Here is an 11,402-nt window from a genome sequence, read left to right as displayed (position 1 = left end):
GAACAAGCAGGAGTCATTGATGGCCGGCATTCTCGATACTGTAGACCAACGCACGCAACTGGTGGGTGAGAATCGCCTGGAAATTCTCATGTTTCGCCTGGCCGGCCGGCAGTTATTCGCGATCAACGTGTTTAAAGTTCAGGAAGTGCTGCAGCTGCCCAAGCTGACGCTAATGCCGCAGCGCCATCCATTCGTCTGCGGCGTGGTCAACCTGCGTGGCCAGACGCTGCCAGTGATTGACCTGTCCCAAGCTATCGGCATGCGTCCGCTGGTACCGAGCCCAACCAGCACGATCATCGTCACTGAATACAACCGTTCGGTGCAGGCGTTTCTGGTCGGGGGCGTGGACCGCATCGTCAACATGAACTGGGAAGCCATACTGCCGCCGCCAACCAGCGCCGGTCGCCAGCATTACCTCACGGCGATCAGCAAGGTCGATGACCAGTTGGTGGAAATTATCGACGTCGAGAAAGTCCTGGCCGAAATCGTGCCGTACAGCGCCAAAGTCTCCCGAGAAAAACTCGAAGACCCAATACTGGAGCGCGCCCGGGGCCGTGAAGTGCTGCTGGTCGACGACTCCAACGTAGCCTTGTCGCAATTGCGCGACACCCTGGGTCAGCTGGGCGTGAAGATGCATATTGCCAGCGACGGGCTGAAGGCGCTGAACATGCTCAAGGCCTGGGCGGAGACAGGTGTATCCATGACCGACAAACTGCTGATGGTGTTCACCGACGCGGAAATGCCGGAAATGGACGGCTATCGCCTGACCACTGAAATCCGTAATGACCCGCGCCTGCGTGGCCTTTACGTGGTCCTGCATACCTCGCTGTCGGGCAGCTTCAACGACTCGATGGTGAAGAAAGTCGGCTGCGACAACTTCCTCTCCAAATTCCAGCCGGACAAACTCGTCGACGTGGTGCGCCAGCGCCTGATGATCGACGAAGTGCCGGCCTGATCACGATTCAAGGACTGGCCACATTCCCTGTGGGAGATTCAATGTTGCAGGGGAACCCTGCAGCCTTTGATTCGGCGATCAAGCTCGTATAGGGTGGCCTTTTTTGCCCACCAGGGAGCTGGCCATGCTGCGTCTGAGCGCGCTTTATCGTTATCCGCTGAAATCCGGCAAGGGCGAGACCTTGCAGCAAGTCGGGCTCGACAAGCTGGGGCTGGACGGTGATCGACGCTGGATGCTGGTCGATGAGGCCAGCGGGCGCTTTTTGACTCAGCGCGCGGTGGCGTCCATGAGTCAGTTGTCGGCGTTGTGGAATGCCAAGGGCGGCTTGACCCTCAGTGCCCCGGGCCGCTCGCCGATCGAAATCGCCGTGCCTGCCGGTGACGCTGAACTGCGTGGCGTGACCATCTGGCGTGACACCTTGCGGGTACCAGATGCCGGCGACGAGGCAGGTGCCTGGGTCAGCGCCTTTATCGGCAAACCGACGCGTCTGGTGCAGGTTCCTCTCGATCGTGCGCGCACCACAGAGTCCGGTTTCGGTAAGGACGATGATCAGGTGGCGTTCGCTGATGGCTTTCCGTTATTGCTGATCGGCCAAGCGTCCCTGGAGGACTTGTCGCAAAAGGTCGGGCGTTCATTGGAGATGCTGCGCTTTCGGCCAAACCTGGTGATTGAGGGCAGCGAAGCCTACGCCGAGGATGGCTGGAAGCGGATCCGTATCGGCGATGTCGAGTTCCGGGTGGTCAAGTCCTGTTCACGCTGCATTCTGACCACTATCGACCCGCAAACCGGTTTACGCAGCGATGATCGCGAACCGCTGGCCACCTTGCAGAAATACCGTTCCGAGGCCGACGGCGCGATGTTCGGCCAGAACCTCGTCAACGACAGTAACGGCCCTCTTGAAGTCGGGATGCCGGTGACGATTCTCGAATAAAAGCCCCTGTATGAATTAAAAATGCCCGTGTCCTGCGACACGGGCATTTTTTTGCTGCGAACCCTGGGGTTAGCCGCGGTATTCACACAGGTAAGCGGTGTCGACGGCCACTTTCAGCTGGAATTTGCTGTTGGCAGGCACATTGAACTGGCTGCCGGCAGCGAAGGTTTCCCAGCCGTCGCTATCAGGCAGTTTGACGGTCAGCGCGCCGCTGACGACGTGCATGATTTCACGCTGGCTGGTGCCGAATTCGTATTCGCCCGGTGCCATGACGCCGATGGTCGCAGGACCTTCAGCGGTGCCAAAGGCGATCGACTTGACGGTGCCGTCGAAGTACTCGTTGACTTTAAACATGGGCGATTCCTCAAAAAGGGCTAAAAAGGCCGGCCAGTATGCACAAGGCCTAGTACGCCGTCACCTCTCTAGACGGGGAGAATCAGTGGCAACAAACGTGCAGTATTGCGCGCATCTTCCAGTGCCCGGTGTTGCTGACCGGTAAACTGCATGCCCGCCAGTTGCAAGGCGCCATTGAGCCCCAGCGGACGTTCCAGCCGTCTGGCCTTGGCGAAGCGCTGCTTGAGATTCATGTGTGGTACCCGGCTCAGGGCGCTGTCGAGTTGCAGGCGCTCCCATTCCTGAACCAACTGTTTGCGGTCGTAGTCGCCCCAGCTCGCCCAACCTTCCAGTCGTGAATGATGGTGGCCCAGCCAACGCTCGAATGCCGGCCATACCTCGGTCAAAGATTGCGCGTTATCGATATTGCCTTGGGTGATGTGAGTCAATTCCCGGCAAAACGGTGTCAGCAAGGGCCGACGCAACGGCCGCACGAAACGCTGGAAGTGGTCCAGTTCGCGACCTTTGCGGTCCACCAGGGTGGCACCGATTTCGATGATTTCCATTTCCGTTACTGGCCAGCCACCCTCGTCGGTGGTGGCTTCCAGATCTATCACCAGCCAGTGAGGCATTGCAGGGTTCCTGGTATCCGCGTCCTGATAGGGCATGAGCGTAGCCAAACCCGGCGGATCCGCCTAGCGGCTTATTCGACCTCCAACAAAATCTGACGATTTTTAACCTGATCGCCGACCCGTACCTGCAAACGTTTAAGCACCCCGTCGATGCCCGACTTGAGCGGGTGCTCCATTTTCATGGCTTCGAGCACCACCAACAGCTGGCCTTTGCTGACCGGGCTGCCCTCGGTGACCAGTACGTCGACGATGGCACCGTCCATGGGTGCCTTGAGTGTGCCGGTACTCACGCTGGCTTGACTGCTGACCAGCGCCTGAGTCCGATCCACCAGTTTCAAACTGCCGGGGCGGGTGAACAACCAGAGTTGCCCAGCCTCGAGGCGATAGGCATGACGCTGGTGGATGCCGTCGATGTCCAGCGTTGCCCAGCGCCCGTCGCAGCGGACGATCTTCAATTCGAGAAGTTGCTCGGCCACTCGAATCCGGAATGACCCGTCAGGCGAGGCGTTCACTTCCACCGGCCAGTCCTGCTCATTCAGGCCGATGCGATAGTGCAAGGGCACGCTGGCGTTGTTGCGCCAGCCGGCCAGTGGTGCCGGGTGAGCCTGTGCCGACGCGTGATAGAACAGCGCGGCAGCGATGGCCAGTTCGGCGGCGCTCGGGACATGGGCCTGCAAGCACGGATCGTCAGCGAAGCAGGTCGGGATGAACCCGGTGCTGAACTCGCCACTGATGAACTGCGGGTGTTGCAGCAGACTGGCGAGCAAGCGCTGATTGCTCTGCACGCCCAGCAGCACGCTGTCCTGCACCGCCCGCAGCAACTTGCGCCGGGCTTCCTCGCGGGTTGCACCGTGGGCGATGATCTTGCCCAGCATCGGGTCATAGAACGGGCTGATGTCCTGGCCTTCAATCAGGCCATGATCGATCCGTACGCCGGCGGGCAACGCAGGTTCCCAAGCCGTGATCTGACCGGTCTGGGGTAGAAAGTTGTGAGCCGGATCTTCCGCGTACAAGCGCACTTCCATGGCATGCCCGTTGAGCTGTACTTGCTCCTGCCGTAATGGCAGCGGTTGTCCTTCGGCGACGAGAAATTGCCAGGCCACCAGGTCCAGCCCGGTAATCAGTTCGGTCACCGGGTGTTCCACTTGCAGCCGGGTGTTCATCTCCAGAAAGTAGAACTGTCCGCGCGCGTCCAGCAAAAATTCCACCGTGCCCGCGCCGACGTAATTGACTGCCCGACCCGCCTTGAGTGCGGCCTCGCCCATGGCCTGACGCAACTCGCGGGTCATCACTGGGCAGGGGGCTTCTTCGATGACTTTTTGATGGCGCCGCTGGATCGAACAGTCGCGTTCGCCGAGGTAAATCAGGTTGCCGTGCTGATCGCCAAACAGTTGTATCTCGACGTGGCGTGGGTCGATCAAAGCTTGTTCGAGGATCAGTTCATCGCTGCCAAAACCGTGCTGCGCTTCGGAGCGTGCAGTACGCAGTTGTTCAAGTAACTCGCTGGCGTCCTGCATCAGGCGCATGCCACGTCCGCCCCCGCCAGCGCTGGCCTTGATCATCAGTGGGTAACCGATGCGATCGGCTTCGCGGCTCAGGGTTGCGTCGTCCTGTTCGGCGCCTTGATAGCCTTTAACACAGGGCACCCCAGCGTCGATCATGGCGATTTTCGACAGGCGCTTGCTGCCCATCAGCTCGATGGCTTCGGGGCTGGGGCCGATGAAGGTGATGCCGGCGTCACGGCAGGCAAGGGCGAAGTGGGTGTTTTCCGAGAGGAAGCCGTAGCCGGGGTGGATCGCATCAGCGCCGGTGCGCCGGGCGGCATCGATGATCGCCGGGATGTTCAGATAAGACTGCTGCACCGGGGCCGGGCCGATGTTGACGGCTTCGTCGGCCATTTGCACGTGCAGGGCGTCGGCGTCGGCAGCGCTGAAGATGGCAACGGTGCGATAGCCCAGCGCCTGGGCGGTGCGCTGGATGCGGCAGGCGATTTCACCGCGGTTGGCGATCAGGATTTTTCTGAGTCCGGGCATGAAGGCTTTCCTTGAGATTTGCGGTGAGTGTGATGGCCTCTTCGCGAGCAAGCCCGCTCCCACATTCGAACGCATTTCAAATGTGGGAGCGGGCTTGCTCGCGAAGCTTTTAGGAGGCCCAGCCCGGTTTTCTTTTTTGCACAAAAGCCATGGTCCCTTCGACGCCTTCAGCCCCGGTCACCGCTTCGCTGAACCACTGCGCCGCATCGTCCAGCAACGCATCTGTCGGTTGCCCGGCACTCGCCAGCAACAGTTTTTTGGTGGTCGCATTGGCACCGGGCGCGCAGCACAGCACATGGGCGAGGATTTCATCCAGGCGTTCGGCCAGCGCTTGCGCGTCATGCTCGACAAAATGCACCAGGCCCATCCGCCGCGCCTGGGTACCGTCGAAGCGCGCGGCGGTCAGCGCCAGTCGCCGGGCCTGTGTCAGGCCAATGCGCTGGACCACAAAGGGCGCAATTTGCGCGGGCAGCAAGCCCAGGCTGGTTTCCGGCAAACCGAACTGCGCCAAGTGATCGGCCAAGGCGACGTCGCTCACGCAGGCCAGCCCCAGGCCGCCGCCCAATACCGCGCCTTGCAGCACCGTGATCACCACTTGTGGCGCGTGTTGCACCTCCTGCAGTAGCGCGCCGAATACTCGATTCAACGCGCGATAGGCGTCCGGGCCTTGGGCGCGTGCATTGGCCATGTCCTTGATGTCGCCCCCCGCACAGAAGTGCCCGCCGGCTCCGCTGATAACCAATGCCCGAACCGCCCGATCATCGCGCACCGCCGCGAATACCGTGCGCAGTTCGGTGACCATTTGCAGGCTCATGGCATTGCGGCTTTCCGGGCGGTTGAGGGTGATGTGCAACACACCGTTATGTGCCTCCAACAGCAACGTCTGGCAATCAGGCAGGGTACTCATTTCTTTTTCCCCGGCAGGATGCCCATGAGTTTGCAGATGATCCCCAGCATGATTTCGTCGGCGCCGCCGCCAATCGACACCAGTCGCACGTCGCGGTAAGCACGGGCGACCGGGTTGTCCCACATGAAACCCATGCCGCCCCAATATTGCAGGCAGCTGTCGCTGACTTCGCGGCCCAGGCGTCCGGCCTTGAGTTTGGCCATGGAGGCCAGGCGGGTGACGTCCTTGCCTTTGATGTATTGCTCCGTGGCCTGATAGACCAGTGCCCGCAGGCATTCGATTTCGGTTTGCAGCTCCGCCAGACGGAAGTGGATCACCTGGTTGTCGATCAGCGCATTGCCGAAGGTTTTGCGTTCCTTGCAGTACTCGATGGTGCTGTCGACGCAGTACTCCAGGCCCTTGATCATGTTCGCCGCGCCGAACAGGCGTTCCTCCTGGAATTGCAGCATTTGCATCATGAATCCGGCGCCTTCATGGCCGATGCGGTTGCGCTGCGGCACACGCACGTTGTCGAAAAACACCTGGGCGGTTTCCGAGCTGCGCATGCCGAGCTTGTCCAGGTGCGAGCTGAGGCTGATGCCTGGCGTGTTCATCGGCACCATGATCAGCGATTTGTTGATGTGTGGTTTGTCGTCCGACGTGTTGACCAGCAGGCAGATGAAATCAGCGCTGGGCGAGTTGGTGATCCACATCTTGCTGCCGTTGATCACGTAATCGTCGCCGTCCTTGCGGGCAGTGGTTTTCAGCCCGGCGACGTCGGAGCCGGCACCGACTTCGGAAACGCCGATGCAACCGACCTGTTCTCCGGCAATGGCCGGGCGCAGAAACTCGTCGCGCAACTCATCGGAGCCGAACCGTGCCAGCGCCGGGGTGCACATGTCGGTCTGCACGCCGATGGACATCGGAATGCCGCCGCAATGAATGGTGCCGAACTCTTCAGCGGCGACAATCGAGTAGCTGTAGTCCAGACCCATGCCGCCGAATTTTTCCGGTTTTGAAATCCCCAATAAACCGAGATCACCGGCTTTGCGGAAGATCTCGTGGATCGGAAAGCGTCCGGCCTTTTCCCACTCCTCGACGTGCGGATTGATCTCGTGATCGACGAATTGGCGGACGGTGCGGCGAAGTGCTTCGTGTTCCTGGGTGAAGATCATTTTTATTGTTCTCCTGACGGACCCGATCGTTCCCGCGCTCTGCGTGGTAACGCCTCTATGGACGCTCCGCGTCCGCTCTTTGGGACGCAGAGCGTCCCGGGCTGCATTCCCACGCGGAGCGTGGGAACGATCAACTAAAACCGTGCGATGCCGAAACTGTTGGCCTGCAGTGGCCGCACCTCGGCCTCGTGGCAGATATCCAGCAAGTAGCCGAGCAATGTCCGGGTGTCCCGCGGATCGATCAGGCCGTCATCCCATAGATTGGCACTGCCGTAGAGGGCAGTGGACTGACTGTCGAGTTTCAGCGCGGTGACCTGCTCGAGCATGTCGAGCATTTTCGGGTCCGGCACCAGACCGTCCTTGAGTTGTTTGGCCTCGGTGACGATCCGCAGCACCTTGCCGGCCTGGGCACCGCCCATCACAGCGGTGCGACTGTTGGGCCAGGCGAAGATAAATCGCGGATCAAGGCCACGCCCGCACATGGCGTAGTTGCCGGCGCCATAGGAACCGCCGACCACAATCGTCAGTTTCGGCACCCGCGCGTTCGCCACCGCTTGAATCATCTTCGCGCCGTGTTTGATCACGCCTTGCTGTTCCGACTCGGTGCCGACCATAAACCCGGTGGTGTTGTGGAAAAACAGCAGCGGCGTCTGGCTCTGGTCGCATAGTTGGATGAACTGCGCAGCCTTGCTCGCACCCTTGGGCGTGATCGGGCCGTTGTTGCCGATGAAGCCGCAGGCACGCCCCTGGATTTTCAGTTGGCCGCAGACGGTCTGCTGATCGAACTCACCCTTGAATTCGAGGAAGTTCGAGCCGTCGGCGATGCGAGCAATGATTTCGCGTGCATCGTAGGGTTTTTTCGGGTCATCGGGGATCAGTCCCAGCAGTTCGTCGATGGGGTAGAGCGGTTCTTCCCAGCGACGTTCGGGGCGCCAGGGCAATTGATCGTTCCACGGCAGCAGGCTGACGATTTCGCGCACCTGGCGCACGCCGTCGGCATCGTTCTCGGCCAGGTACTCGGCAGTGCCAGCGGTTTGCGCGTGCATCTCGGCGCCGCCCAGCTCTTCGTCAGTGGCGACTTCTCCGGTCGCCGCCTTGAGCAGGGGCGGGCCGGCGAGAAACAGCTTGGCCTTGCCGCGCACCACCACCACGTAATCCGACAATCCAGGCTGATAAGCGCCACCGGCGGTGGCCGAGCCGTGCACCACGGTAATCTGCGGCAAGCCCATGGCCGACATCCGCGCCTGATTGGCAAAGCTGCGGGCGCCTTCGACGAAAATGTCCGCCGCGTAATTCAGGTTGGCGCCGCCGCTTTCAGCGAGGGTGATCACCGGCAGTTTGTTTTCCATGGCGATCTGTTGCAGGCGTAGGGACTTTTTCAATCCGCTGGGGGAAATGGTCCCGCCCTTGATCGCGCTGTTGTTTGCCACTACCAGGACGCGCACGCCGGACACGTAACCGATCCCGGCAATCAAACCACCACCGGCCGCGCTCCCGTCCTTGTCGTCGTGCAGCTTGTAGCCAGCCAGGCTCGCCAGTTCGAGGAACGGCGCGCCGGGGTCGAGCAACAGGTTGAGACGTTCACGCGGCAGCAATTGCCCGCGCTTGTCGAATTTTGGTTTGGCTTCGGCCGCCTTGTTCAGCAGGTTTTGTTCGAGCTGGCGGACGTGTTCGATCACGGCCAGCATCGCTGCGCGGTTTTGGGCGAACTGTGCGCTGAACGGGTCCACTTGCGACTGAATCACCGGCATGGCTTATTCCTTGTCCTGAAGCACGTCTGGTAAGTACGCGCGGTGAAAACCGTTATACGACTCACTGTTCGTAGCCTTGTGGATCGGCCATGCGCGTCCGCCAAGGCTGGCGGCACCGTCGATGCGCAGCGTGCTGCCGCTGACAAACGCCGCTGCCGGGCTGAGCAGGAACACGATCGCTGCGCTGACTTCCGATTCGGTGCCGATGCGTTTGAGTGGCACGTGTTCGCGCAAGGTTGGAATCACCGCCTTGAAGGCACCTTCGTAAGTGTCCATGCCGCTGGACGCGACCCAGCCCGGCGCCACCGCGTTGACCCGCACCCCGGCGTAACCCCATTCGAAGGCGGCGGTCTTGGTCAGGTTGTCCATGCCCGAACGCGCAGCGCCCGAATGCCCCATGCCGGGCATGCCGCCCCACATGTCGGCGAGCATGTTGACGATGGCGCCACCATGCTTGCTCATGGATTGATTGAACACTTCCCGGGCCATCAGGAAACCGCCCACCAGATTGGTGCGCACCACGGTTTCGAAACCTTTCTGATTGATCGAGGCCAGTGGCGCCGGAAATTGCCCGCCAGCGTTGTTGACCAGCCCGTGTATCGGCCCGTGTTTGCGAATCAGCTCGCTGACCAGGTGCTTGACCGCTTCTTCCTCGCGAATATCGCAGACCGCCCAATCGGCTTTGCCACCGTCTTCGGCAATCTCGGCGGCGACGCTTTTCAACTTGTCGATCTTGCGCCCGACCAGCAGCACATGCGCGCCGAGGGCCGCCAGTTCATGGGCGGTGCAACGGCCGATGCCGCTGCCGCCACCGGTGACAATGACGGTTTGGCCCGCAAACAAATCGGTTTTGAAAATCGAATCGTAAGCCATGGCGGCGGTCCTCTAGTTGACTTGGTCGGCGATGCGCTGAGGCACCGGAATCTGGATCTCCAACAGCTGCTGGGCGAAGGCTTTGCCTTGCGGGTCGATCCGCAGGCTGGCCACACCACCGCCGCCGAGGGCGTTTTCCAGTAGAAAATTGAGGCTGTGGGAACCGGGCAGATACCAGCGTTCGACGCGCCCGCGAACGGGGTCGAGGACGTGGCTCATCCAGTCGACCATGACCTCGGGTGTCAGCGCTTCGGCGATCCACGGCAGGTACTCGGGCGAGCGGGCCATGACCCCGATATTGCTGTGATTGCCCTTGTCGCCGGAGCGGGCCACCGCGAGTTTGATCAGGGCCACGCTGGCGTCGGCGCGATCGGAGGGCTGCGGTGGGTCGAACGGGACAGGCAAGTCATCCGGGTCGAGCACATCGACGGCGGGCAGGGCGCAGGGGTGACGCTGACCCTTGAGATCAATGTCCAGCGTGCAAGCCATTTTGTCGACAAGGAAGGAGAACAGCCGGATCAGCGGATACACCGTCGGCCGCCCGCCGACGATCCCGGTCAGCCCCGGCGCCATGCCCGTTGCGGCCTGGGCGATTTCCCGGGAGAACACGATCAAGGCCTGTTTACTCGGGTGGCGAACGGCGAGTTTGATCACCACTTCGCGGCTGTCTTGGCGCTGGCCGTGGGGACCGTACGTGGCCTCGCTGCCGAGCAATTCAATGCTCACTTCGCTGTACGGCGCCCAGCCGCGCTGGCTGAAGATCTCCGAGGTCTTGCTGATGATCGCTTCGCTGACCCGCCGAGCCTTGTCGACAGCATCGATGCCCGCGATCAGACAACTGGCGGTGCAGCGAAAACCGTCCGGATACGTCGCGCTGACTTTGTATTGACCGGTCGGCGGCAGGCCTTTGGCGCCGTGCACCTGAACCGCATTTTTGCCTTGTTGCTGCAGTTTGACCTGAGTGAAATCGCAAACCACATCCGGCAGCAAGTAAGCTCGCGGATCGCCGATTTCATACAACATCTGCTCGCCGACGGTCAGTGGTGTGACCAGGCCGCCGGAGCCTTCAGGTTTGCTGACGATGAACTGGCTGTCGGCGCTGACCTCGACGATGGGGAAGCCGATGTGTTCGTAATCGGGCACCTGGCGCCAGTCGGTGAAATTGCCGCCGGTGCATTGAGCGCCGCATTCGATGATGTGGCCGGCGAGCGCGGCCTGTGCCAGCTTGTCGTAGTCGTGCCAGGACCAGCCGAATTCATGCACCAGCGCAGCGCTGACCACGGCGCTGTCGACTACGCGCCCGGTAATGACGATGTCCGCGCCCAGTCGAAGCGCTTCGACGATGCCGGGTGCGCCGAGGTAGGCGTTGGTCGAGACGCACATAGGCGGCAAGGGTGCGCCGCTGAACATTTCATGGAGGCCAAGGCTGCTCAGGTGTTTGAACTGAGGTTGCAGGTCATCGCCGAGTAACACAGCAATTTTCAGCGCCACCCCGGACTTGTCGCAGGCCGATTGCAGGGCGGCGGCGCAGGCCAGCGGGTTAACGCCTCCGGCGTTGCTGATGACGCGGATCTTCTGTTCGGCGAGTTGCCCCAGTAAAGGGCTGAGCACTTCGATGAAGTCGCCCGCATAGCCGGCCTGTGGGTCTTTCATCCTCGCGCCGGCCATGATCGACAGGGTGATCTCGGCCAAATAATCGAAGACCAGATAATCCAGGCGCCCACCTTCCACCAGTTGCGCGGCGGCGGTCGAGGTGTCGCCCCAGAAAGCGCTGGCACAGCCGATGCGAATCGTTTTAGGCACAGTCAACTGCATAGCCACCTCCCACTGAAG

Annotated in this window: 10 protein-coding genes; 2 read left to right on the top strand and 8 right to left on the bottom strand. The window is 61.2% G+C overall.

The genetic code is table 11. The annotated features are described in order from the left end of the window. Positions 1–19: 19 nt before the first annotated feature. Both AC1DRJ_RS03635 and AC1DRJ_RS03630 read left to right on the top strand, forming a co-directional pair. Positions 20–955: a chemotaxis protein CheV gene (locus AC1DRJ_RS03635; RefSeq protein ID WP_477800874.1), complete on the top strand. Its 936-nt coding sequence runs from the start codon at positions 20–22 to the stop codon at positions 953–955. Positions 956–1,079: 124 nt separating this feature from the next. After that, entirely contained in the window at positions 1,080–1,886 is an 807-nt protein-coding gene (locus AC1DRJ_RS03630; RefSeq protein WP_477800872.1) for an MOSC domain-containing protein, read from the top strand. Between the two features lie 69 nt (positions 1,887–1,955). On the opposite strand, the gene ppnP is transcribed toward AC1DRJ_RS03630, so the two are convergent. From ppnP to AC1DRJ_RS03590, 8 genes are all read right to left on the bottom strand, one after another. Beyond that, complete coding sequence (ppnP, locus tag AC1DRJ_RS03625) at positions 1,956–2,240, bottom strand: pyrimidine/purine nucleoside phosphorylase (RefSeq protein WP_477800871.1); 285 nt, start codon at positions 2,238–2,240, stop codon at positions 1,956–1,958. Positions 2,241–2,308: 68 nt separating this feature from the next. After that, the gene (locus tag AC1DRJ_RS03620) at positions 2,309–2,851 is read right to left on the bottom strand and encodes a 3'-5' exonuclease (protein WP_477800870.1); all 543 of its coding nucleotides are present in this window, start codon (positions 2,849–2,851) and stop codon (positions 2,309–2,311) included. A gap of 71 nt (positions 2,852–2,922) precedes the next feature. Further along, positions 2,923–4,884 carry an acetyl/propionyl/methylcrotonyl-CoA carboxylase subunit alpha gene (locus AC1DRJ_RS03615; protein ID WP_477800869.1) on the bottom strand — a complete coding sequence of 654 codons (1,962 nt, stop codon included), beginning with the start codon at positions 4,882–4,884 and terminating at the stop codon, positions 2,923–2,925. 109 nt (positions 4,885–4,993) lie between these two features. Beyond that, positions 4,994–5,791, bottom strand: a complete 798-nt coding sequence (locus tag AC1DRJ_RS03610; protein ID WP_477800868.1) for an enoyl-CoA hydratase/isomerase family protein — start codon at positions 5,789–5,791, stop codon at positions 4,994–4,996. After that, the gene (atuD, locus tag AC1DRJ_RS03605; RefSeq protein WP_477800867.1) at positions 5,788–6,945 is read right to left on the bottom strand and encodes a citronellyl-CoA dehydrogenase; all 1,158 of its coding nucleotides are present in this window, start codon (positions 6,943–6,945) and stop codon (positions 5,788–5,790) included. Before atuD ends, AC1DRJ_RS03610 begins: the two co-directional genes overlap by 4 nt. Positions 6,946–7,079: 134 nt before the next feature. Next, on the bottom strand, positions 7,080–8,696 hold the full coding sequence (gene atuC / locus AC1DRJ_RS03600; RefSeq protein WP_477800866.1) for a geranyl-CoA carboxylase subunit beta: 1,617 nt from the start codon (positions 8,694–8,696) through the stop codon (positions 7,080–7,082). Between the two features lie 3 nt (positions 8,697–8,699). After that, complete coding sequence (locus AC1DRJ_RS03595) at positions 8,700–9,569, bottom strand: SDR family oxidoreductase (RefSeq protein ID WP_477800865.1); 870 nt, start codon at positions 9,567–9,569, stop codon at positions 8,700–8,702. Positions 9,570–9,581: 12 nt separating this feature from the next. Beyond that, positions 9,582–11,372: an acyclic terpene utilization AtuA family protein gene (locus tag AC1DRJ_RS03590; protein WP_477800873.1), complete on the bottom strand. Its 1,791-nt coding sequence runs from the start codon at positions 11,370–11,372 to the stop codon at positions 9,582–9,584. Between the last annotated feature and the right edge of the window lie 30 nt (positions 11,373–11,402).

This window comes from Pseudomonas sp. P5_B2 (assembly GCF_056400445.1).
The sequence above is the reverse complement of the archived record's forward strand: the minus strand, read 5'-3'. Positions and strand labels throughout refer to the sequence as shown.

Excerpts from the sequence above, each read along its gene's own strand:
- AC1DRJ_RS03630 (WP_477800872.1), top strand. The coding sequence starts at position 1,080 with ATGCTGCGTCTGAGCGCGCTTTATCGTTATCCGCTGAAATCCGGCAAG.
- AC1DRJ_RS03595 (WP_477800865.1), bottom strand. The coding sequence starts at position 9,569 with ATGGCTTACGATTCGATTTTCAAAACCGATTTGTTTGCGGGCCAAACC.
- ppnP (WP_477800871.1), bottom strand. The coding sequence starts at position 2,240 with ATGTTTAAAGTCAACGAGTACTTCGACGGCACCGTCAAGTCGATCGCC.
- AC1DRJ_RS03620 (WP_477800870.1), bottom strand. The coding sequence starts at position 2,851 with ATGCCTCACTGGCTGGTGATAGATCTGGAAGCCACCACCGACGAGGGT.
- atuD (WP_477800867.1), bottom strand. The coding sequence starts at position 6,945 with ATGATCTTCACCCAGGAACACGAAGCACTTCGCCGCACCGTCCGCCAA.
- AC1DRJ_RS03615 (WP_477800869.1), bottom strand. The coding sequence starts at position 4,884 with ATGCCCGGACTCAGAAAAATCCTGATCGCCAACCGCGGTGAAATCGCC.
- AC1DRJ_RS03635 (WP_477800874.1), top strand. The coding sequence starts at position 20 with ATGGCCGGCATTCTCGATACTGTAGACCAACGCACGCAACTGGTGGGT.
- AC1DRJ_RS03610 (WP_477800868.1), bottom strand. The coding sequence starts at position 5,791 with ATGAGTACCCTGCCTGATTGCCAGACGTTGCTGTTGGAGGCACATAAC.
- atuC (WP_477800866.1), bottom strand. The coding sequence starts at position 8,696 with ATGCCGGTGATTCAGTCGCAAGTGGACCCGTTCAGCGCACAGTTCGCC.